Source organism: Actinoplanes sp. NPDC049598 (genome assembly GCF_040675435.1).
GTDB lineage: Bacteria > Actinomycetota > Actinomycetes > Mycobacteriales > Micromonosporaceae > Actinoplanes.
Window position 1 is genome coordinate 657991 of the sequence record NZ_JBFAOX010000001.1, and the last position, 26995, is coordinate 684985.

At 70.2% G+C, this 26995-nt stretch carries 29 protein-coding genes; 18 read left to right on the forward strand and 11 right to left on the reverse strand.

Going from position 1 to position 26995, the window contains the following annotated elements; genetic code table 11:
* Positions 1–13 precede the first annotated feature (13 nt).
* On the forward strand, positions 14–778 hold the full coding sequence (locus tag AB0J66_RS03280) for a nucleotidyltransferase domain-containing protein (protein WP_364655236.1): 765 nt from the start codon (positions 14–16) through the stop codon (positions 776–778).
* Here AB0J66_RS03280 and AB0J66_RS03285 read toward each other — a convergent pair.
* Positions 775–1215: a hypothetical protein gene (locus AB0J66_RS03285; protein ID WP_364655238.1), complete on the reverse strand. Its 441-nt coding sequence runs from the start codon at positions 1213–1215 to the stop codon at positions 775–777. The two genes, AB0J66_RS03280 and AB0J66_RS03285, sit on opposite strands and share 4 nt — an antisense overlap.
* Positions 1216–1358: 143 nt before the next feature.
* On the opposite strand from AB0J66_RS03285, the gene AB0J66_RS03290 reads away from it, so the two are divergent.
* Entirely contained in the window at positions 1359–2321 is a 963-nt protein-coding gene (locus AB0J66_RS03290) for a hypothetical protein (protein WP_364655239.1), read from the forward strand.
* Between the two features lie 31 nt (positions 2322–2352).
* On the opposite strand, the gene AB0J66_RS03295 is transcribed toward AB0J66_RS03290, so the two are convergent.
* Positions 2353–3381: a hypothetical protein gene (locus tag AB0J66_RS03295; RefSeq protein WP_364655241.1), complete on the reverse strand. Its 1029-nt coding sequence runs from the start codon at positions 3379–3381 to the stop codon at positions 2353–2355.
* 36 nt (positions 3382–3417) lie between these two features.
* Here AB0J66_RS03295 and AB0J66_RS03300 point away from each other — a divergent pair, with 36 nt between their 5' ends.
* Complete coding sequence (locus AB0J66_RS03300) at positions 3418–3810, forward strand: hypothetical protein (protein ID WP_364655242.1); 393 nt, start codon at positions 3418–3420, stop codon at positions 3808–3810.
* Positions 3811–3967: 157 nt separating this feature from the next.
* On the opposite strand, the gene AB0J66_RS03305 is transcribed toward AB0J66_RS03300, so the two are convergent.
* Together AB0J66_RS03305 and AB0J66_RS03310 are read right to left on the reverse strand one after the other, a co-directional pair.
* On the reverse strand, positions 3968–5794 hold the full coding sequence (locus tag AB0J66_RS03305) for a PHB depolymerase family esterase (RefSeq protein ID WP_364655244.1): 1827 nt from the start codon (positions 5792–5794) through the stop codon (positions 3968–3970).
* Positions 5773–8442 carry a TIM barrel protein gene (locus AB0J66_RS03310; RefSeq protein WP_364655246.1) on the reverse strand — a complete coding sequence of 890 codons (2670 nt, stop codon included), beginning with the start codon at positions 8440–8442 and terminating at the stop codon, positions 5773–5775. The genes AB0J66_RS03305 and AB0J66_RS03310 overlap by 22 nt, the downstream gene beginning before the upstream one ends.
* Positions 8443–8597: 155 nt before the next feature.
* On the opposite strand from AB0J66_RS03310, the gene AB0J66_RS03315 reads away from it, so the two are divergent.
* Complete coding sequence (locus AB0J66_RS03315) at positions 8598–10157, forward strand: Na+/H+ antiporter (RefSeq protein ID WP_364655247.1); 1560 nt, start codon at positions 8598–8600, stop codon at positions 10155–10157.
* A complete protein-coding gene (locus AB0J66_RS03320) occupies positions 10154–10648 on the forward strand; it encodes a hypothetical protein (protein WP_364655248.1) in 495 nt (164 codons plus the stop codon). Before AB0J66_RS03315 ends, AB0J66_RS03320 begins: the two co-directional genes overlap by 4 nt.
* A 267-nt stretch (positions 10649–10915) precedes the next feature.
* Here AB0J66_RS03320 and AB0J66_RS03325 read toward each other — a convergent pair whose 3' ends face one another.
* Both AB0J66_RS03325 and AB0J66_RS03330 read right to left on the reverse strand, forming a co-directional pair.
* Complete coding sequence (locus tag AB0J66_RS03325; protein WP_364655249.1) at positions 10916–12049, reverse strand: glycosyltransferase family A protein; 1134 nt, start codon at positions 12047–12049, stop codon at positions 10916–10918.
* On the reverse strand, positions 12046–13077 hold the full coding sequence (locus AB0J66_RS03330) for an XRE family transcriptional regulator (protein WP_364655251.1): 1032 nt from the start codon (positions 13075–13077) through the stop codon (positions 12046–12048). The genes AB0J66_RS03325 and AB0J66_RS03330 overlap by 4 nt, the downstream gene beginning before the upstream one ends.
* Positions 13078–13535: 458 nt before the next feature.
* Between AB0J66_RS03330 and AB0J66_RS03335 the strand changes: the two genes are divergently transcribed.
* Both AB0J66_RS03335 and AB0J66_RS03340 read left to right on the forward strand, forming a co-directional pair.
* Positions 13536–13775, forward strand: coding sequence for a hypothetical protein (locus AB0J66_RS03335; RefSeq protein WP_364655252.1), 240 nt, complete (start codon positions 13536–13538; stop codon positions 13773–13775).
* Between the two features lie 79 nt (positions 13776–13854).
* The gene (locus AB0J66_RS03340) at positions 13855–14412 is read left to right on the forward strand and encodes a GNAT family N-acetyltransferase (RefSeq protein ID WP_364655254.1); all 558 of its coding nucleotides are present in this window, start codon (positions 13855–13857) and stop codon (positions 14410–14412) included.
* Positions 14413–14419: 7 nt separating this feature from the next.
* On the opposite strand, the gene AB0J66_RS03345 is transcribed toward AB0J66_RS03340, so the two are convergent.
* On the reverse strand, positions 14420–15754 hold the full coding sequence (locus tag AB0J66_RS03345) for a hypothetical protein (RefSeq protein ID WP_364656029.1): 1335 nt from the start codon (positions 15752–15754) through the stop codon (positions 14420–14422).
* A 199-nt stretch (positions 15755–15953) separates the two neighbouring features.
* On the opposite strand from AB0J66_RS03345, the gene AB0J66_RS03350 reads away from it, so the two are divergent.
* The 3 genes from AB0J66_RS03350 to AB0J66_RS03360 all read left to right on the forward strand — a co-directional run bounded on the left by AB0J66_RS03350 (position 15954) and on the right by AB0J66_RS03360 (position 17618).
* On the forward strand, positions 15954–16613 hold the full coding sequence (locus AB0J66_RS03350; RefSeq protein WP_364655256.1) for a DUF305 domain-containing protein: 660 nt from the start codon (positions 15954–15956) through the stop codon (positions 16611–16613).
* Between the two features lie 20 nt (positions 16614–16633).
* A complete protein-coding gene (locus AB0J66_RS03355) occupies positions 16634–17329 on the forward strand; it encodes a VIT family protein (protein ID WP_364655258.1) in 696 nt (231 codons plus the stop codon).
* A 79-nt stretch (positions 17330–17408) separates the two neighbouring features.
* The gene (locus tag AB0J66_RS03360) at positions 17409–17618 is read left to right on the forward strand and encodes a hypothetical protein (protein WP_364655259.1); all 210 of its coding nucleotides are present in this window, start codon (positions 17409–17411) and stop codon (positions 17616–17618) included.
* Here AB0J66_RS03360 and AB0J66_RS03365 read toward each other — a convergent pair.
* Entirely contained in the window at positions 17612–18022 is a 411-nt protein-coding gene (locus AB0J66_RS03365) for a cupin domain-containing protein (protein WP_364655261.1), read from the reverse strand. The two genes, AB0J66_RS03360 and AB0J66_RS03365, sit on opposite strands and share 7 nt — an antisense overlap.
* Positions 18023–18113: 91 nt before the next feature.
* On the opposite strand from AB0J66_RS03365, the gene AB0J66_RS03370 reads away from it, so the two are divergent.
* Together AB0J66_RS03370 and AB0J66_RS03375 are read left to right on the forward strand one after the other, a co-directional pair.
* On the forward strand, positions 18114–18848 hold the full coding sequence (locus AB0J66_RS03370) for a helix-turn-helix transcriptional regulator (protein WP_364655263.1): 735 nt from the start codon (positions 18114–18116) through the stop codon (positions 18846–18848).
* A gap of 41 nt (positions 18849–18889) precedes the next feature.
* A complete protein-coding gene (locus tag AB0J66_RS03375; RefSeq protein WP_364655264.1) occupies positions 18890–20011 on the forward strand; it encodes a 4-hydroxybenzoate 3-monooxygenase in 1122 nt (373 codons plus the stop codon).
* On the opposite strand, the gene AB0J66_RS03380 is transcribed toward AB0J66_RS03375, so the two are convergent.
* Entirely contained in the window at positions 20004–20330 is a 327-nt protein-coding gene (locus AB0J66_RS03380) for an STAS domain-containing protein (protein WP_364655265.1), read from the reverse strand. The genes AB0J66_RS03375 and AB0J66_RS03380 overlap by 8 nt on opposite strands.
* Before the next feature lie 155 nt (positions 20331–20485).
* Between AB0J66_RS03380 and AB0J66_RS03385 the strand changes: the two genes are divergently transcribed.
* The gene (locus AB0J66_RS03385) at positions 20486–21409 is read left to right on the forward strand and encodes a hypothetical protein (RefSeq protein WP_364655267.1); all 924 of its coding nucleotides are present in this window, start codon (positions 20486–20488) and stop codon (positions 21407–21409) included.
* Between the two features lie 237 nt (positions 21410–21646).
* On the opposite strand, the gene AB0J66_RS03390 is transcribed toward AB0J66_RS03385, so the two are convergent.
* Positions 21647–22321 carry a polysaccharide deacetylase family protein gene (locus AB0J66_RS03390; RefSeq protein ID WP_364655268.1) on the reverse strand — a complete coding sequence of 225 codons (675 nt, stop codon included), beginning with the start codon at positions 22319–22321 and terminating at the stop codon, positions 21647–21649.
* Here AB0J66_RS03390 and AB0J66_RS03395 point away from each other — a divergent pair.
* Together AB0J66_RS03395 and AB0J66_RS03400 are read left to right on the forward strand one after the other, a co-directional pair.
* A complete protein-coding gene (locus tag AB0J66_RS03395; RefSeq protein WP_364655270.1) occupies positions 22296–23162 on the forward strand; it encodes a GNAT family N-acetyltransferase in 867 nt (288 codons plus the stop codon). The genes AB0J66_RS03390 and AB0J66_RS03395 overlap by 26 nt on opposite strands.
* Positions 23155–23556, forward strand: a complete 402-nt coding sequence (locus tag AB0J66_RS03400; RefSeq protein WP_364655271.1) for a DUF4279 domain-containing protein — start codon at positions 23155–23157, stop codon at positions 23554–23556. Before AB0J66_RS03395 ends, AB0J66_RS03400 begins: the two co-directional genes overlap by 8 nt.
* A gap of 27 nt (positions 23557–23583) precedes the next feature.
* On the opposite strand, the gene AB0J66_RS03405 is transcribed toward AB0J66_RS03400, so the two are convergent.
* Entirely contained in the window at positions 23584–23886 is a 303-nt protein-coding gene (locus tag AB0J66_RS03405; RefSeq protein ID WP_364655273.1) for a transposase, read from the reverse strand.
* Between AB0J66_RS03405 and AB0J66_RS03410 the strand changes: the two genes are divergently transcribed.
* The 3 genes from AB0J66_RS03410 to AB0J66_RS03420 all read left to right on the forward strand — a co-directional run bounded on the left by AB0J66_RS03410 (position 23820) and on the right by AB0J66_RS03420 (position 26974).
* A complete protein-coding gene (locus AB0J66_RS03410) occupies positions 23820–24872 on the forward strand; it encodes a transposase (RefSeq protein ID WP_364655275.1) in 1053 nt (350 codons plus the stop codon). The genes AB0J66_RS03405 and AB0J66_RS03410 overlap by 67 nt on opposite strands.
* A gap of 179 nt (positions 24873–25051) precedes the next feature.
* Positions 25052–26641 carry an ABC-F family ATP-binding cassette domain-containing protein gene (locus AB0J66_RS03415; protein ID WP_364655276.1) on the forward strand — a complete coding sequence of 530 codons (1590 nt, stop codon included), beginning with the start codon at positions 25052–25054 and terminating at the stop codon, positions 26639–26641.
* Positions 26642–26974 carry a gamma-glutamylcyclotransferase family protein gene (locus AB0J66_RS03420; protein WP_364655277.1) on the forward strand — a complete coding sequence of 111 codons (333 nt, stop codon included), beginning with the start codon at positions 26642–26644 and terminating at the stop codon, positions 26972–26974.
* Positions 26975–26995: the final 21 nt, after the last annotated feature.

The window sequence follows — 26995 nt, forward strand, 5'->3', positions numbered from 1 at the left end:
TACGGTCCCGCGCATGATCGCGCAGGACGTGGCCCATCGATATCTCAAGCTCGCCGACGACCGGCGGCCCGGCCTCGTGACCGGGCTGTACCTGGTCGGATCGGCCGCGCTCGGCGCCTGGCAGCCCGAGCACAGCGACGTCGACGCCGTCATCCTGACCTCGCGCGAGACGGCGCCGGAGGACCTCGCCGCGCTGGCCGGGATCCACAGCGAGCTGGGCCGTCCGTTCTTCGACGGCGTCTACCTCTCGCCGGCCCTGGCCGGGATCTGGCCGGACGACCGGCGGCCGGTTCCGTTCGCGGTCGACGGCGTGCTGGTCACCGATCGGCCGTGCGGCGAGCTCACGCCGGTCGTGTGGCTGGTGCTGCGGAAGTACGGCATCGCGATCCGCGGCGCGGCCGACCCGGGCGTGCGCGTCGACCACGAAAACCTGCGCCGCTACCTGCTCGACAACCTGCGCGACTACTGGCAGGACATGGCGGCTCAGATCACCGCCGCCGTCCCCGCCATCACCGGCGAGGCCGTCGACGCCGACTCCGTCGTGTGGGTGGTGCTCGGCCCGGCCCGGCTGCACTACACCCTGGTCTACGGCGACGTCATCGCGAAGGCGGCCGCCGGCGGCTATCTGGCCAAGCGCTTCCCGGAGTACGCCGACCTGGCCGCCCGGGCCGTCCGCCACCGCGCCGGCCATCCGCAGCAGTTCACCCCGGCCGACCTGGCCGCCGCGGCCGAGGCCGCCGACGCGGTTGCCGGGGACGCCCACCGCCGCTTCGGTTAAGGGGCCAGCACGTCGAGGAAGGGCTGGACCTGGGCCGTCGGGGTGAGCACGGTGGCCGTGGAGCGGTCGGTGAACGTCAGGCGCAGCCGGCCGTTCTGTTCGGTGGCCGAGGTGAGGCTCGACCGGAGGCACTCCCAGCGCAGGCGCAGCGGTCCCGAGCCCCGGCGGAACAGACCGGAGCGCTTGGCCAGGACGAGCAGGCGGCGGTCGGTCAGGGCCAGCACCCGCGGGTCGTTGACCGTGTCGAGGTGCTCCTCGAGGGCGGTGGCGAGGCTGCTCGGGGCATCCCGGCGGGCGGCCGGCGGGCGGCGGAAGCGCCACGGCGACATCTCGGCCCGGGACATCTCGGCCGAGTGGCCGGCGGCCCGGCTCACCCAGACGGCGGCCCGGAACGTCTCGCCCGATTGAAGGTGCTCCTGCACGTCAGCCGCGTTCACCCGATCAGTCGACCACGCGGCGGCGGGAGCGCCGTCACCGGGCCCGGCGATCGATGTCGGATACCGGTCGAAGCCCTCGACTCCCGGCCCGGGCAGGCATCCGCTGGAAGTGGTCCTCATCCCGTCGGCATCGGGAGGCTGAGATGCATCGGATCACCTGTCTAGCGGCGGTCATCGCGCTGTCCTTGAGCGCCGGGCTTTGCGCGGCCTGCGACGAGAAGGTCGAGGCGAAAGACTGCCCCGATGGCTCGGACAACTACAACGGCAAGTGCCTGCCGCCCATCACGGCTCTGTTCGTCCAGTGCGTCGACGCCAAGGAGAAGGACCTGACCCAGGAGGTCGGGCTCGGCGCGACAGTGCCCGCCGCGGCCAACACCACCTTCAAGGCCGCGTACACCCGCTCGCGCAAGGAGAACAGCGCCGCCGCCCTGGAGTTCGTGAAGACCTGCCTGACGCTGGCCCGCGAGCAGGCGTCGGGCCAGGACGCCGTCGAAGTCGGCAAGGTCGAGAAGAAGACCACCGACGCCATCGTCGTCGCGAAGAAGAAGCTGCCCGCGATCGAGGTGGACCCGAAGTCGCTGACGTGCGAGGCGGACCCGTGCGGTGAGCTCACCGTCAACAGCACCGGTTTCGCGAAGCTCCAGATCACCCGGATCACCGTGACCGGCGAGAACCGTGAGGCCTTCGTCGCCGGCGACGAGTGCGAGAACCTCTGGCTCGAACCCGAGACCAGCTGCCGGATGACGGTGGGCTTCCGGCCCACCGGCGACGGCCCTGTCAGCGCCACTCTGGTGATCCACCAGAACCTCCCGAGGCCGGACACCGGCACGCGCGTCAAGCTCACCGGCGCGGGCACCGGCACTGGGGGCCAGGACTACGAACTGACTGTGGACGCCGCCGCCGGGATCAGGGTGACCAGCGGCTCCGGCGGCATCGACTGCGGTGACACCTGCACCGCCACCTTCGCGCCCGGCACCGACGTCACCCTGACGGCCGCCTTCGACGCCGGCGGCGAGATCCTGTGGACCGGCTGCGACACGGCCGAGGCCAACACCTGTCAGGTGCGCATGGCCGCCGACACGAAGGTGAGGGCCGGGCTCTCATAGTGAGATGACGACACTGGTGGCAGTTACAGGGTCACTGCATGAGGTGACGCACCCCGTCGAAGGCCGGATCGAGTCGTGCCTCGGCCGATGAGCGGCCCTCCCGCCACTGCGGGAGACGCGACTCGATCTCGGCCCGGGCGTTGCTCTGCGCGTCGACGTAGAAGTGCAGCGTCCGCAGGCGCCTGCTCGTCTCGTGGGCGACGAGCGCGCCGTTGCCGCCGATGGCCGCGGCCACCTCGTCCTCGAAGCGGCGCAGGGCCTCCAGCGACTCGTCGGCCGGGAGCTGCCCCGCGTTGTACTGCGCGTACGGCAGCCGGACGGGCACGTGCAGGTCGAACCGCGGCCATCGGGCCGGCCGCAGCGGCGCCGTGGCCATGGCCAGCAGCGGCACCCCGTCGTCCCGCTGCCCCTGCATCAGCATCCAGGAGTCCTCACCGGCGGCCAGGGCCCCGACCGCCTGCCGAAGCTCGGCCGGCGTCCGCGGCTCGGCCGGCTCGGCCCCGGTCCAGGAGATCTCGCCGAGCCAGATCTCCACCGCGTCCTCGCCGATCGCCCAGTCCAGCGACAGGAAAGTGACCTGCCCCCGCATGTCGTCCGGCAGCCCGGCGAAGGCGGGGTGGTAGCAGACGACGTCGGCCTGGCGGCGCTGCTGATCGACCGTGACGCCGTACCGGATCTCCGAGAGCTCCAGCTTGTGCCCGCCCATCTCCATCACCGACTCGAAAGTGGACGGATCCGCGGCCCGCGCGGCCCGGTACGACCAGACCGCATCGGCGGGCGGCGCCGCGGCCAGCCACCGGGCGGCCACCGCCCGCAGCTCCGCCTGCCCACCGGGCGTCACGGACAACGCGTGCGCGCTGCCGTCACCCGGGCTCAGCTCCCACTGCAGGCCCGGATGGATCGCGTCCACCCGCCGGCCGAAGGCGTCCCCGTAGCCCTCCACCGTGCCGCCCTCGACGGCCGCGGCCACCTCGTCGCGTACCGTCGCCCACCACGACCAGAACTCGCCGATCGCCTCCGCCTGGGCCTCCGGGCGAGCCTTCTTCTTGAACAAGCGCATGGCCGCGGAGTGTAGCCACGGCCCTATGCTCGGCCCATGCCCCACGCCACGCTCTACGCGCTCGAGGACGAGCTCGCCGGCCGCGAACCGGCCCTGATCACCGCCCTGACCGACGCTGTGGTCTCCGTCTACGGCGAATGGGCCCGGGACTCCGTCGAGGTGCGGCTGATCGGCATCCCCACTGGCCGCTGGGCCCGCGGCGGCGAGCCGGTCACCACCGCCGCCCCCGCGATCAGCTTCAGCATGCGCGAGGAGGTCTTCACCCGCGACGACGCCCCGCGGCTCACCGCCGCCCTGATCACCGCCCTGACCGACGCCGCGACCACCGTCTTCGGCGAAGACCGCCGAGACGCCGTCCTCGTCGACCTGATCGGTCAGCCCACCACCCGGACCGGCCTCGGCGGAACCGTCATCAGCGACCGCGGATGATCACCGGTTACGACAGCGTCGTGGTCGCGCGGACGCCGGTTGGTGCCGGGATCCGGGCCATGGTGGACGGCCTTCAGATTCGAGCCGTATCCGGCCACGTTGGTCGCGGCCGGGCTCTCCCTCGTCACGATCGTGACCCCGGATGAGGCGAGCACCTTCAGCCGGCGGCTTCGTGAGCTGCTGGTGCAGGCGCTGAGTCAAGGCGGCGGCGGTCGTAGGGGTGCTTGAAGGCTGACGGGCTGTAGTAGCGGATCGCGGTGCCGTCAGGGGTCAGCTCGCGGCTGTAGTGCTTGAGGAAGTCCCAGAGGAGGGGACATTCCTCGGGCATCGTGTTGTGGGAGCGGTAGAGGTTCTTGGTGAGCTTGAGGACGGGGATGCCGTCGGTTTCCCAGAGCCAGGTCTGGAATCGCCTCCGGTAGCCGGAGCGGCCCTGCTGACGTACGTCGGCCAGGGTCAGGCCGTTGACGGTCAGGTGGTAGCGGGCCCAGGCGTCCAGCTGGTTCTCGGTGGTGTCCCAGAGGGTGCCCGCCAGGAAGGCGAGGTCGCCGTAGCCGTAGATCTGGTAGGTGGGGATCGGGCGGTACGCGGCGGGGTGGGCCACGCCGTCGAGGGTGACGGTGCCGTTCGCGCCGGGGGCGACGGTGAAGGACGTGGAGGCCACGGCGGCGAAGTAGTCGGGGAAGGCGATGGCCAGGGTCTGGGTGACGCTGCTGCCGGCGGACTGGCCGGTGGAGTAGAAGCGGGTGGGGTCGACGTCGTAGTGGGCGGTGATGTGGTCGCGCAGCTGGCGGTAGAAGGCGAGCGAGTCGCGGTGGCTGACCGAGACGGAGTTGACGCTGTACTGCTCGCAGACGATGACCAGGATGAAGCCCTCGCGCTCGGCCACCTTCCACCACTGGGTGGCGTCCAGGAAGACCTTGTCGGTCTGGCTGTTACCCGGCCAGACGAAGACGACGGGCGCCTTCCGGCGGGCCGGCCGGGGGCGGTGGACGAGGTACTCCCGGAGGTAGCCGTTGACGGTCATCGTGTGGACTCCGATACCGAGGCGCGCGTAGTCGGCGCGTTCGAAGAGCTGATTGCCGTAGGCGAAGAAGTTCTCGTAGCGGGTGTAGGCGGTCAGGAAGCTAACGATGTCGCTGATGGTCGTGCGGCCGTGGCGGACCGCGACCTGGGAGATCGGGCCGGCGTGCGAGGTCATCCAGCGGTCCGAGCGGGGGCGCTGACGGTAGACGCCGCCGACGGCGGTCGGGAGCGTGTCGTTCGCTCGCTTCCAATAGGCCAGGCTGGCGGCGGCCTGCGGGCGGGGATTGACGTACGCGGTGGGCAGCACCGTTTCGTCGTAGCGGATCAGGTCGAAGCCGGGAGGGAACACCACCGGGGTGTAGCCGTCGGTCTGGCCGCCGAACGTCCGCGAGGCGTAGGTGTCGAGCAGGCCGGGTCTCAGGCCGGGCGAGTCCACGTACACCTGGGCTATGACCCTCAGCGGGTGGGCGAGGGCCCACGCCTCCAGGGCGGGGGCGCCGGCGCCGTAGCCGACCAGGTAGTGCAGGCCGAAGATGGTGAAGTAGCGGTTGTTCTGGAAGAAGGACAGCGCGGCGTCGACGTAGGCGGCCTCCTCCTCGGGAGTGCCCCAGCCGCCGGGGCCGGGCTCGAGGACGAACAGGCCCTCGCCGCGCTGGTCCGCGATGCTGATCCACTCGCGCAGGGCCGTGCTGTCGTGGTCGGGGAGGGCGATCACGGTGAAGTACGAGCGGATCGGGGTCTCGGCGGAGATGTAGACCTTCGCGGCGCGCCCTTCGGTGATCGTCTTCGTCCAGAGGCCGCTCATCTCGCGGGGGAGCTTGTTGGCCCGGGAGTAGTCGTAGTCCGGGAAAGGACGGCCGTCGAGCGATCGGGCTTCCCGGGGCGGGGCCGCGGACGGGGTGGCGATCGGGGGCAGCGCGGCGAGGGCGGCGGTGCCGGTCAGCAGCGTACGTCGGTGCATGGCTTGTCCTCTCGGTGCTCCAGGTGGTCGCGGGTCCGGCTGAGGGCGAGGCGGGCGTGCTCCTTGCCGCCGACCTGAGCGACGAGCTCGGCGTGCGGGATCTCCAGGGCGTAGGGCAGGCCGGGCGGCAGCGCGCCGAGGATGGTGGGGATGTCGATGCCGCCCTCGCCGGGGAACAGGCGCTCGAAGCGGGCGGTGTGGATGAGGCCCTCGTTGGTCGCCGGCACGGCCGGGGGCGCGTCGCAGACGTGCACGAAGTGGAACCACTCGGCGGGCAGCTGCCGCAGGTCGGCCACGCTGGAACCGGAGCGGGCGAAGTGCAGCAGGTCGACCAGGATGCCCGCGTTCGGCTGGGCGGCGCCGCGCAGAACCCGTACAGCCGCATTGAGGTCGGGGGTTTCGGTCCAGGACGGGAACTCCAGATCGACCGTGAGGCCCAGCGGGCGGGCCATCTCGCACAGCTGGGCGAAGCGGTCGGTCTTGCGGGCGTGGTCCGGGTCGGGCAGCTGGCCGATGACGTGCCGGGCGCCGAGTTCGGCCCCCGCCTCCAGGAACCGCTGGAAGTCGCGCGGGTTCTCGTCGGGGCTGATCCGGGCCAGCTCGATGTCGAGGACCTCGATGCCGGTGGCGGCCAGGCGCACCTTGGTGGTCCGCATCAGGGCGGGGTCGGTGGCGAGCGGATAGTGCGGTTCCCGCGCGGTGACGCGGGTCAGGCGCAGGCCCACGTAGCGGTAGCCGGCCTCGGCGGCGGCGTCGACCAGCTCGGGCGGGGAGAGGCTGAGCGCGGTCAGGTGGGCCAGGGAGAAGTCGTGGCGCTGGTCGGGCTCCTGGCGCCGGCGCAGCCGGGTCAGCCGGCGTTCTCGGTGGGCGGCCATCCGGACCGGGGCGCTGACCGGGCCGCCGTAACCGTTGTAGCCGCCGATCCGCTGGACCACGGCGAAGAAGACGCGGTGGCCGAGCATCTCGGTGGAGAAGTGCAGGTACGCGCCGTGCTCGTCGGTGTCGTAGAGGATCGAGTGCTCGCGCAGCGCAGCCAGGAAATCCGGGTCCAGGTCGTGGCGGGCGTCCAGGTCGGCGTAATAGTTGCCGGGGATCCGCAGGACGTGGTCGCGCATCGCCTGGGCGGCGGCGATGGCGTCGCCGGTGCGGAACGCGACGTGCTGCGGGTTGGGGACGACCGGGGCCCAGTCGCCGCGGCGCATCGGGGCGGTGTTGAGGGTGAGGCGCACCCGCTGGGCCGGGTCGGCCGCGGCCCGGCTGAGGATGGGGCCGAACGGCGCGGCGATCTCGGTGGTCCGCCCGGCCTGCAGCCCGAGCACGGCCCGGTAGAACAGCGTGGACTCGTCGAAGTCGTCGACCGAGTCGGTCAGCGACACGTGGTCGGTGCCGTCGATCGGGCCGCCGCCGGCCGGGGCGCCGGCGACCGGGGTGAAGTCCTGGAGCCAGCTCTCGTTGCGGACCAGGAAGACGGACGTGCCGTCGGGGGCGGCGATCGAGGCGAGGTCGGCCTCGCCCGGTTGGCGGAGGCGGGGGAGGACCGGGGCGAGCAGCCGTTCGGCGCGGGCGGTGGAGAGGGCCGGGTCGGCGGTCTCGACGGCCAGGGCGCAGACCGACGCGGTGCCCGGAGCGACCGTGCGCTGGGCGGCGAAGTTGAGCAGGACTCGCGCGGTGCCCTGCTGCCAGAGCTCCACCGGCTTGGAACGATGCCGGCCCGAGTGGACGAAACCCAGCGCTGTCAGCGCCGCCGACACCTCGGGGCCGGAGATCTCGTCGACGGCCAGCTCCGTGAAGACGATGCCGGTCAGTGGCGGCGGCTTGTCGCCGGCCCGCAAGGCCAGCAATGACCGCATTCCGTTGATGGCGGCGTGCCGGGGATCGGCCTGCCGGTAGATGTCGTTCGAGACCTCGAGCGAGACCGGGCCGTCGTAGCCGGTCTCCTCGACGTGCCGGGTGAACGCCGCGACGTCCAGCTCGCCGAGGCCGGGCAGCAGGCGATGGTGCCGGCTCCGTTCGACCACGTCCATGGTGGCCGCGGGCGCGTCCGCGAGCTGCACGTGGAAGATCTTCGAACCCGGGATGACCCGGATGCTCCGGGCCGACGCCTCCCTGATCAGCACGTGGAAGCTGTCCAGGCACAGCCCGAGGGCGGGGTGATCGGCCTCGCGCACGATCCGCCAGGCGTGCGCGGGCGTGTTGACGAAACGACCCCAGGCCAGGGGCTCGTAGGCGATCCGCAGCCCGGCCGGCTCGGCCCGCGCGGCGAGCGCCCGCAGCTGCTCCGCGGCGAGCTGGTCGTCGTCCACGGCGTCGGGCGACATCGAGGAGCTGACGACCACGGTCCGTACGCCCAGCTCCTCGAGCACGGCGAACGTGCGCGACGCCCGCCGCAGGTTGGCCGCCAGGAGGGCGGGCGGCACCGCCTCGAAGTCGGTGAACGGCTGGTACGCGTCGACGGTCAGCCCGCGCCGCGCGCATTCGTCGCGGATCCGCCGCGGGCTCCACGACGAGGCGACCAGGTCGCTCTCGGCCAGCTCGACACCGGAGAAGCGGGCCGCCGCGGCCGCCGCCAGCTTGTCCTCCAGCGTCCCGGACAGACAGTGCGTGGCGATCGTCAGCCGCGTAACGGATGGACGTACTGGATAGTTCATTATCGGCCGACGACTCGACCCATCGAGCGTCATCATGGCGTGACCCTAACCCCGGTCCGCTCATTGGTCCAGTAGGTCCGCAGAGCGGTTCGCCTTGCTGGAGCAGGCAGCGGGCGCGATGATCGGGCGGCCAAAACATCTCAGCGGGGGCGCCAGTGTCCAGTCTCGAATTGGTCGTCGCGGTCGGCCTGACGATCCTCATCGCCACCAGCCTGTCCCGCCGGCTCGGCACCGCCCCGCCCGTGGTCATGCTGCTGGCCGGGATCCTCCTCGGATTCGTGCCGGCGCTCCGATCCGTACACCTGCCGCCGGAGGCGGTGTTGTTGCTCTTCCTGCCGGTCCTGCTCTACTGGGAAGGCTTCACCTCCTCGATCCGGCAGATCCGGCGCGACTTGCGCGTCGTCGTGCTCATGAGCACGGTCCTGGTGGTGCTGACGGCGGCCGGCGCGGCGGCGGTGGCCCACGCGCTCGGCGTCCCCTGGGGACCGGCCTGGGTCCTCGGCGCCGCCATCGCCCCCACCGACGCCACCGCCGTCGGCGTGCTCGGGCGCGTCCTGCCCCGCCGCGTCGGCACCCTGCTGCGCGCCGAAAGTCTGATCAACGACGGCACCGCGCTCGTCCTCTACGCCCTGGCCGTCGGGATCACCCTCGGCGAGGAACACTTCAGCCTCGGCCATCTGGGCATCGACTTCCTGCTGTCGTACGGGGGTGGGGTCGTCATCGGCCTGGGGGTGACGTACGTCGTGGTGCAGTTCCGGCGGCGGCTGACCGACGCCTTCCAGCACACGCTTTTCGCGGTGGTGACGCCCCTGATCGCGTACCTCCTGGCCGAGCTGGCCGAAGTCTCGGGGGTGCTCGCGGTGGTCGTCAGCGGGCTGTGGGTGGGGCGGGTGTCGCCGCAACTGTTCCCGGCCTACGCGCGCCAGCACGTGCGTACCGTCATGGGGTTTCTGACCACGCTGGCCAACTCGGCGCTGTTCATCCTGACCGGGCTCGAGGCCCAGTCGGCCGTCCGAGGGCTCAACAGCGTCGGCCTGACCCGCGGCATCCTCGTGGCGGTCGGCGTGTGCGCGGTCATCATCGCCGTGCGGTTCGGGTGGCTGTTCACCCTGCCGTACGTCATCCGGACCCTCGACCGCCGCCCGGCCCAGCGCGAACGGCGGCTGAGCGCCCGGCCCCGTACGGTCATGGCCACCGCCGGTTTCCGCGGCGCCGTCTCGATGGCCGCCGCCCTGTCGATCCCCGACACCACCACCGCCGGCGCCCCCTTCCCCGACCGCGACCTGATCATCTTCGTGACCGCGGTCGTGATCGCGGTGACCCTGCTCGTCCAGGCCCCGCTGCTGCCCCGCGTGGTCCGCTGGGCCCGCCTCGGCGAGGACCACACGGCCGACCAGGAACGCCACATCGCCGAGGTCACGGCCACCGAGGAGGCGCTGAACGCGCTGCCCGGCACCGCCTCCCGGCTGGGCAGCAGCGCCGACGTGACCGCCCAGGTCCAGACCGAGTACGAACGTCGCCTGCACGCCCTCCGCGACGGCGACGGCGCCGGCCAGGAACAGTACGCCGACCTGTATCTGGCCCTGCTCGCCCACAAGCACGACACCGTCATGCGCCTGCACAACGAGGGCAGAATCGACGACGAGGTCCTGCGGCAGCTCCAGGACCACCTGGACCAGGAACAGGTCCAGACCACCCGCCGCCGCGTCCGATGAGCCCGGTCGCGGCCGTCCGGCGCTTCGTCGACGCCTGGCGAGACGTGCGGGCACGCTTCTTCGGCGACCTGGCGCCGATCGACGGGCTCGACGACCTCCTGACGGCCGTACGGTCGCGGCGCGAGCTGCCTCGCCGGGGCGTCACCGCGAGCGGGATCGAGTACTCGGTGCACGGCGCCGGGTGCTGGATGCGCACCCCCGGCGGGGCCGTCGTGGACATCGACCTCGTCCATGACTCCCTCACCGGTCAGCGGGTGGAGGCCTTCGACTCCTGGCGGATCCGCGCGTTCCTCGCCGACGGAGCCGAGGTCGTCTGGAGCGAGGCGGAGATCGAAGCCGCCTGCCGCCGGCTCGTTGAGACCGGCGTCCTGCGCGTCGTCAACGGGTTCTGGTTCTCCGTGCCGGACCCCCCGCCTTCACGTGCCTGCTCGTCGACGCCGGCGGCAGCCACCGTTGCGCGGCCCCTTTCTGCGGCGCCAGCAGCATGCTGATGAGTACGCACGACTGTCGCGTCGACCTGGGCTTGCCATACTCACCCGATGATCGACACCAATGATCTAAGAGATAGAACTTAGAGCGCCTGACCCCAGAACCGGTTGACCGCGGTATCGGGTGACTGCCGAAGTCGAGCAACTAGAAAAGTTCTCGGCCAGCGTGTCACCGATTTCCTCACCCCCGCCGCGCCGGCTCCGATCTGGCGGTCATTAAACACCTCGGGCGTCGCCCAGCTGTGCCAAGGCTGGGGCATGCCGCAGCCGTCAGGTGGCGGCGATCATCTTGTTCGAGCGGTGCAGGCGACCGGACATGCCGACCTCCCAGGCGAACTTGGCCGGGTCGGAGCTGACCGGCACCCAGTCGAGGAAGTCGCGCCAGGTCGCCAGGTCGGCGCGCCAGGCGCCGAGGAAGTCCTCGCACAGCCGGTGGCTGATCAGGGCGCTGCGGCCGCGGGCGGCCTCGAGCGACTGACGGATCCGGGCCGGCGTGGGTGTCCGGTCGGCGCGCGCGTGGATGTGGTCGATGAACTGCCGGCGCCGGTAGAGCGCTTCGCCCCAGAACCCGTTGACCGCGGTGTCGGGTGACTGACCGAAGTCGAGCAGCCAGAACAAGCTCTCGGCCAGCGTGTCACCGAGCTCCTCGGCCGCGGCGCGCCGCGGGTTGGCGAACGGGTCGAAGGCGCGTTGCCGCATCTGCCCGGCGCGGGCGGCGCGGAACGGGACCCCGTCACCGAGCAGGAAGAACCAGTCCTCGTTGTAGATGTTGGGGAAGAACGATCTCGTCGCCGAGGTCTTCACCATCATCGCGCCGCCGCCGATGAAGGTGTCCTGCGAGCCGCCGACCGCGCGGTGGGCATGGCAGACGACGGAGTTGTCGGCGAAGCCCGTGTTGGCCAGGCCCACTGCGCGGAACTCGTCGAGGAGCCCGGCCACGCGGGGCAGATCCGCGGGCCGATCGACGATGATGTCGTCGTCGAGGAAGAGGATCCGCTCCCAGCCCGCGCCGCGAGCCAGCGCGAGGCCGAGGTTGCGCTTGAGACTGGTGTCGCTCGTCGTCCCCAGCGCGTGAGGCCGGAGCAACCGGTCGGCGGCGAAGTGCGGCAGAACGCGGGCGAAGGAGGCGTCCACGTCGACCGCCAGCACGGCCGCGTCGAGCCGGTTGGCCAGGCTGACCGCCGAGGCGGCGTTCGTCTCCCGGCTGCAGAGCACCACCACCGGGCAGCCCACCGACCGGCTGAGCGCCATGACGTGACCCAGCTCGCCGACCGGTCGCGCGGTGGGCACGACGATGGCGTCCAGCCGGGCGGCCACACCGGGTTCCGCGTCCGTCAACAGGTTGCTGTGCGACCCGTGATGCAGGGCGCCCAGCTCGGCAGACGATTCCGCCGGCTTTCTCACGAAGCAGCCTCCGACCACGTGTGCAGGACGGTGTCCGGCGCCGTCCAGTCGGGCGTGGCCAGCACACCGTTCACGATGTTGATGCGGAACAACACACTGAAGGTGCTGGCGTCACCGAACGTGTGTGTCAGGTAGTCCGCGTTCTCGTCGCGGAACACCTTGTCGGTCAACGTGCGAACCGCCCCGAAGGTTCCGATGGCGTACATGCCATTGCATACGGTCACGGTCCGCGATCGGTTGAACGGGTTCGGCGCGCGGAGAAAGTGTCCCACGTCCTGGACCAGCGCCCGGCCGGTTTCGGGTCCGTCCCATTCCGGCGAGAAGGACTTCGCGTTGTCCTTCTCGGTGACTTCGAAGCAGCCCCGGAGGGGATCGTCGTCGTGCGAGTGCTGCCGGACCGGCACCCCCGTGAGGCGCATCGTGTCCTTGGTCGCGGCGTTCCAGTCGATGCCGCCGAGAAGCACGAGGTGGGCCGTGAAGTCGTCGCGGCGGAGACGGCCGGCGCTGCGGTACTGCACTTCGGAGTCCGGGTTGACAGCCCGGATGTGCCCGTGCACCTCGAACAGGGCGTCGAGGTCGGCCACGCGGGCCAGCTCGGAGCTGTCCGGGCCGGATGCGGTGTCCGGTGGGAGCTGGTTCGGGGGCAGCTCCGAGCAGACGATGATGATGGGAGCGCCATCGGCGAAGTGCCACGGGCCGCGTCCGACGATGCTGGGCTCGGCGCCGGTCTCCCCGGCCGGCGACGCTTCGCCGCCGCCGGTGGACGCCGGAGCGGCCTGCCGCAGCTCGAGAAGCTCCTGCCACAGCCTCTCCCGCTCGGCGCGCTCGTCGTCCGTCAGTTCACTGTCGTCGAGCAAGTGGTAGGCCGCTCCCTCGAGGGAGCGCCGCGTGCAGAAGAACGTCGCGATCGCGTGGAGCCGATCCTCGGGTGGGCGAGCCGGATTCGACGGTCGCTCCCAGGAGGAGATGAGCTGAACGCTGGTGGCTTTACGCTGGGCCAGGGCGTTGGCCAGCTGCGCCTGGGTCACTGAGACATCAGACCAATGCGACCGGCGTAGACCGCGCAGACGGTCGGCCAGGGCTCGGGCCGCCTCATCCGGATCCGGCACTCAGCCACCTCCAGAAAAATCCACTGTACCTAGAGTGGATTGATATACACCACCTCAGCCGGTGACCGCCAGGCTTTTGGCATGACGGCCTGAGATCGTTATCCGCGTGAGTGAGTTCTCGTGAGCTGGTTCCTGGCACTCCACTGGATTGCCGAGCAGGTACAGCTGTCGTACAGTCAGAAAAAGTAGATACACCCAAATCCAGGTGTACCTCTGGGTGACGTGTAGGGGGGCCTACATGAGTCAGCCGTCCCGATTGATCGATCCGGCGCCGCGTGCGCCTCCGAATGCCGAAGTGCCTCCGGTTCGCGACAACCGAAGGCACTTCGCCCTTCTGAGCAGGACCTCTCGGTGGCTGACCAAGAAAGGACCTCTCGATGCGCACCATATTCGCGTACTTCTCGTCGGCGGCTCCGGACCCGCCGGTGGAAACCGCGTACAGCCAGGATCTGGCGCATGCTCTCACGGCCGCGGCCGGCCTGATCGCGATGCTCGCCGTCATCTACCTGGTTTTCAAAGCCACGTACCTGTTCCTCCGGCTGTTCACGCACGTGGCCTTCTTCATCACGCTCGGGCTCTTCGTCTCCGTGATGGTGATCGGCGTGCTCAACCGCTGAACCGACAGCGCGCTGCTGCCGGTTCGACAGCAGCGCGCGATCGCAGGACGATCACCTTTGGCCGCGGATCGGAGGGTGGATGTCGGACGGGGTGTCGATTCGGCGCGCGGGGGCCAACGACGTACGCGAGCTGGTGCTCGACCCCGAGGACCGGCACGGGCTGCTCGACCACCTCCGGCATCGGCGCGGGATTCTGCTCTTCGCCTTCCGCCGGGACGCCGCCGGCGGTGCCGTCTTCGCCGGTCACATCTTCATCCGTATCGCGCCCAACGATGAGCCCGAATTGACGGACCGGCTGCGGCAAGCTCCGCTGTTGCTGTACCTCCGGGTCGTGGACGAACATCAGCGCAATGGCCTCGGGCGCCGGCTCGTCGAGGAGGCGGAGCGGATCCTGGCCCGGGGGCGGCATCCGATGGTTGCGCTCGGTGTCGACCCGGAGAACACGCGGGCGATCGCGTTCTACGAGAGCCTGTCGTTCACGCGATGGCGTGACGAGCCGATCAGAACCCACGGCTGGGCCGTACGCGAGGACGGCGGGGTGGAGCAGGTCGAAGAGGACTGCTTGATCTACCAGAAGCTGTTGCCGGGCCCCGAAACGTACAACCGGGCCCCGCGCGAGGCGGGACCCGGCATCTGAGCGTTTGCTACCAGCGCAGGAAGTTGTTCTGGGTCTGCGCGTTGAACTCGCCGGTGCGGAAGAACTTGGCGATGTGGGTTCGCGGGTCCTTCAGGTCGAGGACGTCGATGCCCTTGGCGATGTCGTTGGAGAAGATGTAGCCGTTGTACCAGTAGGCGGACCAGGAGCCGCCGCCGATCGGCTCGGTCAGGGAGAGCGGGCCGCGCTCCCAGTAGGCGATCTCCTTGGGCTGGCGTGAGTTGGTGAAGTCCCAGACCGAGATGCCGCCCTGGTACCAGGCCTGGACCATGATGTCGCGGCCCGGGACCGGGATCAGCGAGCCGTTGTGGGCCACGCAGTTCTCGGTGTCGGCGTTGGTCCGCGGGATCTTGAAGTAGCTGCGGAAGACCAGCTTGCGCTTGCCCACGATGTCGTAGATGGCGTCGGCGCCGAGCTTCGGGCCGAAGCGTTCGTTGCAGGTGGCCAGGCCGCCGCCGCCGAGCTCGTCGGTGAAGACGACCTTGGTGCCGCTGTTGTTGAACGTGGCCGAGTGCCAGAACGAGAAGTTCACCGTGTCCCGGACCGTCGTGATCACCTTGGGGGCGGTGCGCTTCGAGATGTCGAAGAGCACGCCGTCGCCCATGCAGGCGCCCGCGGCCAGGTCCTTGTCGGCGTAGACGGTGATGTCGTGGCAGCCCGTGGTGGCCGACTTGCCCTCGCTGCCGGGGTAGCCGCCGTCGGGGAAGACGACCGGCGTGGCGACCACCGCGGCCTGGGTCGGGTTGCGCTTGGGCACCTTGATGATGGAGATCTTGTCGTGCGGCAGGGCGCAGTTCGGCAGGTCCACCGTGGACAGGTTGTACGAGGAGACGTACAGGTAGACGTTCGGGTCGCCCTTCTTACCGGGCACCAGGGTCTGCGTGTGGGAGCCGCAGTCCGTCTTGACCGACTTGAGGTAGCGCGGTGTCAGCGGGTTGCTGATGTCGAAGACCTTGATGCCCTCCCAGCGGGCGCCCGGGTTCTCCGTGGTCGAGCCGGCGCTGGCGCAGGAGTCGTCGGTGCGCTGCGAGTCCGTGCCCAGGAAGAGCAGGTTGCCGCTGACCGAGACGTCGTTCTGCGAGCCGGGGCAGACGACCTGGGTCGCCTCGAACGGCGCCTTCGGGTTGCGGATGTCGTAGACGGTGAAGCCGTTGTAGTTGCCGCTGTACGCGTACTTGCCCTGGAACGCCCAGTCCGAGTTGGTGGAGTTCGCGAACGGGCCGATCTTGTCCCGGTGCGCGACCTGTTTGAGGTTCGGGCTGCTGACGATCTCGTCGACGCCCGGTATCGGATTGGGTTCGGCCGCCTGGGCGGCGCCGCTCATCGGCGCCACGAGCAGGGCGGCTGCGAGCGCCACCGCACCGATCGCAGCCATGCGCCCTCGTGGGTGCGTCATGTAGCTCCTTCCGGATGACGGCCCGCCGGGGCAGGATGGACCCCTACCGGCCGTATTCAACTCTGTCGCTACAGTAATTGGCGGGGCGCGCCTCGGGAACATCCGCAAGGGTCAATGGAAGGATTTGATGAGCCGTTCACGGACGTCAATGCTGATCGCCCTGGTCATCGTGCTTGCGGCGGTCGGGATCGCCTTGGCCGTGCGGTCGGGACCGGGCGAGTCGGCCGCGGCCCCGCGGCCCAGCGTGAGTGCCACGGCAGCCGTACGGGTCGTGGTGCCCGGAAAACCCGGTGAGTCGTCGACGGTGACCGATTCCGACAAGGTGCGGGCCCCGGCCGGCGTGACCTACAACGCGGCCGACGTCGCCTTCGTGCAGATGATGATCGCCCACCACGGTCAGGCCGTCGAGATGACGAAACTCGTACCCGGCCGGGCCCGGAACGGTCAGCTGCAGGCGCTCGCGCAGCGCATGCTGGCCGTGCAGGAACCGGAGATCGGCTGGCTGCGCAACTGGCTCACCCAGCGCCGGCTGCCCGAGACCGATCCCTCGCACAACCACAGCACGATGCCCGGCATGCAGACCCCCGAGGCCCTGACCGCCCTGGCCGGCCTCAACGGCGCCGACTTCGACCAGCGATTCATCGCCATGATGACCGCCCATCACCGCGGCGCCATGCAGATGGCCGGCGACGTCATGAAGAGCGGCGAGGACGAGCGCCTCCGCGAGACGGCCGGCGAAATGGCCGTCGAACAGGGCAGCGAGATCAGAAGAATGCAGGATCTGTAAGCGCGAGGCAAGATCATCGGATGAGCACGCATCCGGGTGAGCCCCACGACGACGCGCTGGCGGGCCGGCTCAACTGGCTTCGGGCCGGCGTCCTCGGGGCCAACGACGGCATCGTCTCCACGGCCGGCCTGGTCGTCGGCGTGGCCGGCGCCACCACCTCGACCGGGCCGCTGCTCACGGCCGGCGCCGCCGGTCTGGTGGCCGGGGCCGTCTCGATGGCGCTCGGCGAGTACGTCTCGGTCAGCAGCCAGCGCGACTCCGAGAGGGCCCTGCTGGCCAAGGAGCGCGCCGAGCTGGCCGACTTCCCGGAGCAGGAGTTCGAGGAGCTGGCCGCCCTCTACGAGGCCAAGGGCCTGAGCCCGGCCACCGCCCGGCAGGTGGCCCGGGAGCTGACCGACAACGACGCGTTCGCCGCCCACGCCGACGTCGAGCTGCACCTGGACCCGGACGAGCTGACCAGCCCGTGGCAGGCGGCCGGCGCGTCCGCGATCGCCTTCACCACCGGCTCGCTGCTGCCGCTGGCCGCGATCCTGCTACCGCCGCCCGGCGCCCGCGTGCCCGTCACCTTCGCGGTGGTGCTGATCGCGCTCGCCCTCACCGGCTGGCTCAGCGCCCGGCTCGGCGGCGCCCGCCCGGCCCGCGCCGTCCTCCGCCTCGTCGCGGGTGGCGCTCTGGCCATGGCCGTCACCTACGCGGTCGGCAGCTTGGTCGGCTGAGGCAGGGTGACGGGGTGACGCTGACCCACTGCGCCGACCTCACCGCCGCCGACTGGATCATCACCAGTGACCAGGACTGGTGCGACCTGGTCACCTTCGGTCGGCGGGCTTCGAGGCGTACGCCCGGTTGCGTTTCATCTCCGACCCGAGCCACCCGGGCCAGCAGGAGAACGACTACGACTGGGCCGGCATCGGCGCCTCGGCCGCGGCCGTCGCCGCCCTGATGGCCGACCCGCGCATCGACGTGGTGCCGGCCGACCTCTCGGCCAGTCAGCCGCATTACTACTGAGCCTGGCCGTCCTTCTGGTAGACGTCCTCGGCGACCGGCTCGAGCCAGGTCGTCGGGTCGCCGCCGTCCGCCTCCGCCTCGACCATGGCCAGGTGGCTCATGAAGGTGTCGGCCGCGGCGCCGTGCCAGTGCTCCTCGCCGGGCGGGCAGACCACCGTCTCCCCGGCGTGGATGCGCACGACCGAGCCGTCGCGGGTGCCGACCAGGCCGACGCCCTCGGTGACGTGCAGGGTCTGGCCGACGGCGTGCGAGTGCCAGTACGTACGCGCGCCCGGCGTGAAACGCACCAGTCCCACGGTCAACCGCGACGGTCCGGTGCCGTTGACGATCGGGGTCAGATAGATGTCTCCCGTGAACGTCGGCATGGGCGTTTTCAGGGCGGGACGGACAGGCAGGAGTTCCATACCCTTCATGTAACCCGCCGGCGGCCGGCGCTGGGAGTCACTGCCGAGACAGGTACTACCAGAACACCCCAGGTGCGTAAGGTGACAGGCTATGCCCTCGATCAGCGGCGCGGGCTGGCTGCCGCACGGTTTCCACCTCGACGCGCACACGCACGACGAGGGGCAGCTGGTCTATGCGGCGGCCGGCGCGCTCGCCATCACCACCGAGCGCGGCACGTGGATCGCGCCGGCCAACCGGGTCACCTGGACGCCGCCCGGTTTCGAGCACTCCCATCACTTCTACGGCCGCACGGACGTACGTCTCGTCGCGATCCCGGCCGGGCTGAGCGTCAGCGACCGGCCCAGCCTGTTCGCGGTCAGCCCCCTGTTGCGGGAGGCGCTGCTCGCCCTGACCGACCGTCAAGAGCACAGACCGGGGGCGTACGAACGTTTGCGCGCCGTCATTCTCGACGAGCTGGCCGAGACGCCCGAACAGTCGATCCACCTGCCCGAGCCGCGGGACGACCGGCTGCGCGCGGTCACCGATCTGCTGCACGCCGACCCGGGCCGGGCGGCCACGCTGGCCGAGCTGGGCCGGGTCGCCGGGGCGAGCGAGCGCACGCTGAGCCGCCTGTTCCACACCGAGCTCGGCATGAGCTTCCACCGGTGGCGCACGATCCTGCGCGTCCACCACGCCCTGGTGCACCTGAGCAACGGCCTGACGGTGACCGAGACGGCGGCCGAGTGCGGCTGGTCCAACCCGTCCAGCTTCATCGACGCCTTCACCGAGGTCGTCGGGCAGACGCCGGGCCGTTACTTGGCGGGTTTCCGGCATCGCGTGGCCTGATGCTGGTTGGGCGCAGTCCGGAACGCGCCGATAGTGGGCGCATGAACATCGTCATCATCGGGGCGGGCGTGGCCGGCCTGACCCTCGGCAATTTCCTGCGGCGCAACGGCATCGACTGCGTCATCCTCGAAAAGCGCAGCCGGGCCTACGTCGAACAGCGCCAACGGGCGGGCACCATCGACAGCCGGGGCGTGCGGATGTACCGGGACTGGGGCCTGGAAGAAGTGGTGGAGAAGGGTCTCTCCACCGAGGAGGCCAGCGGTTTCTGGATCGACGGGGAGGAGATGCCGGTCGACTTCGAGGGCGACGACAACAGCGACAGCGTCTTCTGCCCGCAACAGGTGCTCGTCCGCAATCTCACCGAGGTGTTCCTGCGCGAGGGCGGCGACCTGCGTTATGAGGTCGACGACATCGCCTTGGGCGATTCCGTCCGCTACGGATCCACCGTTCTGGAATGCGACTACATCGCCGGCTGCGACGGCGACCGCGGCATCAGCCGGGCCGCCATCCCGGACGGCGTCCTGACCCGGTACACCCACGAATACGGCTACTCCTGGCTCAGCGTCCTGGCCGAAGTTCCGCCGAACCCGTCGGGCATGGCCATCCACTCCCGCGGCCTGGCCGGCCTCATCCCGCGCGGCGCGGCATTCAGCCGCGCCTATCTGCAATGCGACGTCGGCGACACCCCCGCCGACTGGCCCGACACCCGCGTCTGGAGCGAACTGCAAGCCAGGTTCGGTACGCCCGTGAGCACCGGCCCCATCGTCGAGAAAACCATCGTTCCCCTCCGCAACGCCGTCCACGAGCCCATGCAGCACGGCAAAATTTTCCTGCTCGGCGACGCGGCCCACATCGTCCCGCCGATGAGCGCCAAAGGAATCCACCTCGCCCTGCACGACGCCGAAGTCCTGGCCCAGGCGCTCATCCGCAAATACCAGAACAACGACGAGAGCCTGCTCGACAGCTACTCCGAGACCTGCCTGAGCCACATCTGGAACTACCAGGCCTTCGCCACCTGGATCACCGAGATCATGCACAACGCCGGCAACCCGTCCCACGAAGGCGAATTCCGCCGGCGCACCGCCCGGGCCGAATTGCAGCGCCAGTTCACCTCCCCCGCCGCGAGCCGCCTCTTCGGCGAACTGACCGCGGGCGTCAACTGACGATGCGCCGCAGCCGATGACGGGGGACGCCGGCCGCCGCGAGGCGGTCGGCCACCCCGGCCGCCGCGTGGTCGAACAGGACGGTGACCCGGTGGTCGTCGCCGAGCTGACAGGCCGCGGCCAGCGTCCCCAGATTGATCGGATCCAGATCGACGACGTCGGCCAAGTCGAGGATCAGCCGCTGCGGCCGCGTGTGCCGGATCGCCTCGATGAGAGCCCGGCGCAGCTCGCCGGCATCCGCGGAGCCGAGCACACCATGCGGCCGGATCACCAGTGTCCCGTCGGGACCGGTGTTGACGTCGACCACGGTGGCCGTCAAGGCGACACCTTCCGTTAGCCGCAGGTTCCCGGGCCGTCAAGGTTAAGGCCACCTAAGGACGCCGGTCCAGACCCCACGGCCATTCGGCTCGTCCCGGCGTCGGTTCTTGGACATGAGGCTCGAAAGGCGCCCACAGCGGCGCACGATAGGCGGCCATGAGCACTACTCCAGTCCCAGGCGCTCCGCCGGCCCCGGTCCGGGCGCCGGATCCGCTGATGAAGTACGGCCACGACTCCTGGTGGCCGTTCGGGATCCTGCTGGGGCTCTGGCTGGCCGCCGTTCTCGGCCTGGTGATCTGGGGCGTCCAGGAGCGCAGCGGGATGCAGCCGTATGCGGACCGCACGGGCGTCACCCAGTGCGCCGCCCCCGCCCCGGCCGCGGACAAGAAACCGGCCACCCTCACCGCCCAGGGCCAGGCCAACACGGCCATCGTGTTCGGGCGGTACCTCCAGCCGCAGACCCGCACGCTGCAATACGTTCTCGACGATCCGTCCTCGGTGCTCGCCGGCGCCGACTGCGTAGGCGTACAGGTGGGCCAGTTCCTGCGGGACAGCGGCGACACCGAGCTCAACCCCGCGAAGATCACCGCGACGGGAGTGCTGCAGGGCAACCTGCTGCGCGTCGACGTCAAGTTCGACCGCACCGCCGACTCCCTGGGCCTGTCCGGCTCGTACGCCGGCGCGATCAGCGTCGTGGACCCCAGGGTGCAGCGGGTCGACGTTCCGATGACGGTCACGATGGCCTACCCGACGTGGCAGTTCCCGCTGGCCCTGCTGATCGGGATCCTGCTTCCCGCGGTCATCTACCTCTGGCTGCTCAAGGGCAGCTTCCAGGGCACCATCAACAGCAACACGAACGCCACGCACGCCACCGGTTACCTGCTCAGCCGCAACGGCCTGCTCGCCGTCGCAGCCGGCGGCGCGGCCGCCTTCGGGAGTTTCACCGCGCTCTACCTCACCTCGGCCACCTGGGACGCCGACCCGCTGCGTTACATCGCCCTGATGACCGGCATGTTCGGCGCCTTCATCGCCGCCGCCGCCGGCGTCTCGGCCGCCGGCGTCGACAAGTCCGGCACCTGACGGTTGCTGAAGCGCCCAGCCCTTCCGGAGGCCGGCGACGCCCGAGGTGTTGTTGACGGCCAGGGTGGAGCCGGTGCGGCGGGTGAGGGAGTAGCTGTCGCCGTCGCGGGGCCGGGCCAGTAGACGACGCCCATCTGGCGGGCGCGGGCCAGGTCGGTGGTGACGGCGAAGTAGGACGTCAAGACGTTGCCGTCCTGGTGCCGCCCCATCCATCGACAATGGTCGATTCTTAATCGGTCAGGCCAGGACGAAGGTGTAACCCTTGGCCTTGAGCTGGCGGATCGTGGCGTTGAGGGAGGCCACGGTCTGGCTGCGGTTGCCGCCGCCGTCGTGCATCAGGATCACCGCGCCGGGACGGGCGCCCTTGACGGCGCGGCTGGTGATGGTGGCGCTGCCGGGGCGCGACCAGTCGCGGGTGTCGACGGTCCAGCCGAGGATGCGCAGGTTCTGGCCGCGGACGACCGTGCGGGTGCGGGAGTTGCTCGCGCCGTACGGGAAGCGGAAGACCTTGGGCTTGACCTTGGTCACGCTGTAGATCTTGTTCTGGGTCCAGACGACCTGGGAGCGGGCGGCCGAGTTGGACAGCTTCGTGAAATTCGGGTGGCTGCGGCTGTGATTGCACAGCCGGTGGCCCTCCCGGACAACCCGGCGCGCGGTCTTGGCGTACGAGCCGACATTGTTGCCGAGCATGCAGAAGGTGGCCTTGACATTGTTGCGCTTCAAAATGTCGAGGATCTGCGGCGTGTACTTGGACGGTCCGTCGTCGAAGGTGAGCGTGACCGTTTTCCGGGCCGCCGCCTGCTCGACGATCTGAATGGAGGCGGAAGCCGGAGAGGCCGGGGCGACGGCGACACCGGTCGCCAGCAGTGAGGCGAAAGCGAATCCCGTGGCGAGATTCCTGGTGAGTTTCATGGGGTCCCGTCTTGGTCGTCTCGAACGCGATGCCGACTTGAGCGTGCGGCCGACGGGCATCGGCGGGCATCGGTCGATCGACTGCTCGAAGAGCCAGTCGTGGCCGACCTCACTTTCCGTTCGCGGGCCGGACCGTGCTATTCCAGAACGCATGACGATCTTGGACGCGGGCCCGCTGGACAATCCGGTGTGGGGCGCGCTGTCGGGCCCGCAGACCGGGTTCGCCGAGGTGCACGGCCGGGCCGCGCGCTTCGCGCCGGGCATCTCGCCCTTTCACGCGCTGGCCGATGCCGCCGATCCGGCCGCCTGGGCCGATCTGGCCGCGCTGACCGGCGGCCACGACCCGGTCTTTCTGCCGTTCGGCCCGGACGAGAATCCGCCGGGCTGGGAGATCGGCTCACGCAATCAGGGCGTCCAGCTGGTGGGTTCGGCCGTACGGGCGGAAGCGGACCCGGAAGCAGTCACATTGACCCGAGTCGACGTGCCGGAAATGCTGGACCTGGTCGCCCGGACCCGCCCCGGACCGTTCGAGAACCGCACCGTCGAGCTCGGCGCGTACCTGGGGATCCGCCGCGACGGCCGGCTGATCGCGATGGCCGGCGAACGCCTGCGCCTTTCCGGCCACACCGAGATCAGCGCCGTCTGCACCGATCCGGCCTTCCGCGGTCACGGCCTCGCCCGCCGCCTGGTCAGTGCCGTCGCGGCCGGCATTGTCGCGCGCGGCGAGACGCCTTTTCTGCACGCGGCCATCGGCAACACCAACGCCATCCGGCTCTACGAGAAAATGGGGTTCAGCGTGCGCCGACCGGTCAACTTCCACCAATACCGGCGACTTGAGTAGGTATGGGCAGCGCGCGTACCTGTTCCTGACGCGCGAGGACGACGGGCCCTTCGACCTGGACGAGGTGACGCGCACGGTCGGGCTGACGCCCACGCGGGTGACGCGCCGCGGCGAGCACCGCTTCGACACCTGGAGTCACGGCCGGCCCGAAGTGGACGAGGTCGACACCGAGGTGGTCGTGGTGTCGTTGCCGGACGCCATCGAGCCGTACGCCCAAGGCCTGACCGCCGCCCGGCGGGACCTGGACCTCCGAGCCGGGATCATGGTGGTGGCGAAGATGTACGGCGACCGGGACACTGCCGACGGCAGCGTGGGCGTCTCGACCGTGGCCATCTGCTACCGGAATGCGGTCCAGTGTTCCGGCTTTCAGACCGGGGGCGAAGGCCCGCTCTGAGAGGGACGCCATGGCTCGAGCAGTGCCTTACCCGGGACGGTTTTGCAATTCGATGTATTGCTTAGCTGCGCTCAGCGGTATACCACCGGTGGAGCCCGCGAGGTACGGGCCCGACCAGAGTTTGTTGGCCCGGTCGTAGTGCCGCGCCAGATCGGGGAAATCCCGCCGTAGGCGGCGCGACGACACGCCCTCGAGACTGTTGACCGGCCGGGCCACGGTCACCTTGGGCGGGAAGTTGACCAGCGGGCGGTACGGTGCTTTCTGTGCAGCTGCGTTACAACTTCCGCGTGTACCCGACGCCTGGCCAGCAGATCGAGTTGGCCAGGGCATTCGGGTGTGCGCGGGTGGTGTTCAACGACGGGCTGCGCCTACGTCATCAGGCCCGGGAGGCGGGCGAGAAGTACATCTCCGATGGCGAGCTGTCCCGCCGTCTGATCACCGAGGCCAAGCTGACCCCGGAACGATCGTGGCTGGGTGAGGTGTCCGCGGTGGTGTTGCAGCAAGCCCTGGCCGACCTGAACACCGCCTACCGCAACTTCTTCGCCTCGATCTCGGGCAAGCGCAAGGGCCGCAAGGTGGCCCCGCCCCGCTTCCGGTCCCGCAAGGACAACCGGCAGGCCATCCGGTTCACCAAGAACTCCCGGTTCAAGGTCTGCGACAACGGCCGGCTGCGGCTGCCGAAGATCGGCGACCTGCAGGTGCGCTGGTCGCGGTCGCTGCCGTCGGACCCGTCCAGCGTGACGATCATCAAGGATGCCGTCGGGCGATACTTCGCCTCGTTCGTCGTGCGGGCCACGCAGGTCGAGACGCTGCCGCCGGTCGACTCGCAGATCGGGATCGATCTGGGGCTGACTCACTTCGCGGTCATGTCCGACGGCACGAGGATCGCGGCGCCGAAGTTTTTGCGGCGGGCCGCTCGCAAACTCAAGCGGCTGCAACAGGCTGTCTCGCGCAAGCAACGCGGTAGCGCGAACCGCAAGAAGGCTGTTGTCAAGGTTGCCCGGGCGCATGCGCGGGTGGCCGACACCCGGCGCGACTGGCAGCACAAGCTGTCCACGGCGATCATCCGCGACAACCAAGCGGTGTACGTCGAGGACCTGTGCGTGGGCGGTCTCGGCCGGACCCGGCTCGCCAAGAGTGTGCACGACGCCGGATGGGCCGGCTTCACCGGACGCCGCGCGGCCCACGCGCAGCGTGGAGGGATTCTCCGCCGTTTAAGGCGAAGAGGATGTCAATCGGCGCGCACCCTGCAACGCTGCCCGGCCCGGCTCGGACTGTCCATCGAGCACGACCAGTACGTGTTCCCGCCCGACTGAGGCCGCCCGGTCGCGCTAAGCTTCAGCGAGTTGCCCTGGGAAGAGGGAGTGGGCATGGCAGGCGAGGACGACATCTCCGGGTGAGTTCCCCGGCCGGCCGCAGGCGCGCGTGGACCACGCGCTGTCGCCGCGGCCTCCGTCGTCATGCCTTCGTTCGCCCTCTTCTCTGGGATTCTCACATGTCCGATGCATACATCGTTTGTTCCGCGCTGTCCTTTTCCTGGCCGGACGACACCCCGGTCTTCGACGAGCTCTCCGTGTCGGTGCCGGGCGGGCGTACGGGGCTCGTCGCCTCGAACGGCGCCGGCAAGTCGACGCTGCTCAAGCTGATCGCCGGGGAGCTGAAACCGGCCGGCGGCAGCGTGCACGTCGAAGGCGTCCTAGGTTATCTGCCCCAGCATCTGCCGTTCGCCACCGATCAGACCGTCGCGCAGGTGCTCGGGGTCGACCGGATCGTCGCGGCGCTGCTCGCGATCGAGAGCGGTGACGCCGGCGAGGAGAACTTCGCGATCGTCGGCACCGACTGGGACGTCGAGGAGCGCACCCGGGCCGAGCTCGACCGGCTCGGGCTGGGCGACGTCACGCTCGACCGGCGGCTGGCCACGCTCAGCGGCGGCCAGATCGTGTCGCTCGGGCTGGCCGCCCAGCTGCTCAAGCGGCCCGACGTGCTGCTTCTGGACGAGCCGACCAACAACCTCGACCGTACGGGCCGGGACCGTCTCCTGGAAGTGCTGCGTACCTGGCCCGGGTGTCTGCTCGTGGTCAGCCACGACCGGGAGTTGCTGGACGAGATGGACCGCATCGCCGCGCTCGAGCCCCAGGGCGACATCCGGTGGTACGGCGGCACTTTCACCGAGTACGAAGACGCCGTGCGCGGGGAGCGTGAGGTGGCCGAGCGGCAGGTCCGCAACGCCGAGGCCGACCTCAAACGGCAGAAACGCGAGATGCAGCAGGCCCGCGAGCGCGCCCAGCGCCGCGCCTCCAACGCCAGCCGCAACCTGGCCGACGCCGGCCTGGCCCGGATCGTGGCCGGGAACCTGAAACGGGACGCCCAGGTCTCGGCGGCCAAGCAGGCCGACACGCACGCGAGCCGGGTCGGTGACGCGCAGGCCCGCTACGACCAGGCCAGCCGGGCCGCCCGCCAGGAGGACCGGATCACGCTGGAGCTGCCGGGCACCGACGTCCCCGCCGGTAAGACGGTCTTCCAGGGCCACGGACTGCGGGCCGCCTATGACAGGGTCGTCTTCGAAGCTCTCGACCTCACGATCCGGGGGCCGGAGCGGATCGCGCTGATCGGTGACAACGGCGCCGGGAAGTCGACCCTGATGCGACAGATCGGGCAAGGTGCCACCGTCCCCACGGCCTATCTGTCCCAGCGGCTGGACTTGCTCGACGAGAACCGCACGGTGGCGGAGAATTTCACGGCGTTCGCGCCGACCCGGCCCGACGCCGAGCGGATGAACCTGCTGGCCCGGTTCCTGTTCCGTGGTGCACGGGCGCACCTGCCGGTCGGGGTGCTGTCGGGCGGCGAGCGGCTGCGGGCCACCCTCGCCTGCATCCTGTTCGCCGAGCCGGCCCCGCAGCTGCTGCTGCTCGACGAACCGACCAACAACCTCGACCTGGTCAGCGTCGGCCAGCTCGAGAGCGCCCTCACCGCCTACCGGGGCGCCTTCGTCGTGGTCAGCCACGACGACCGCTTCCTGGCCGAGATCGGCGTCAACCGCCGGCTCCGCCTCGCCGGCGGCCGGCTCACCGAGGATCGAGGATAGATGCCACTGCTCTTCTCGTACGGCACGCTGCGCGACCCCGCCGTCCAGCGCGCCACCTTCGGCCGCGAGCTGACCGGCCACCCGGCCCGCCTCGCCGGCTTCCGAGTGGCCCAGGTCGAGATCACCGACCCTCAGGTCCTGGCGCTGAGCGGTGAGACCCACCACCCGATCCTGCTCGCCACCGGCAACCCGGCCGACGGCGTCGACGGCGCGGTCTTCGAGGTGACCGACGCCGAGCTGCTCAAGGCCGACGAGTACGAAGTGGACGACTACCGGCGGGTGGCGGCCCCTCTGGCCTCGGGCGACTCGGCCTGGGTCTACGTGGCTGCTTAGGGGGCCTCCGCAGAGCATGGG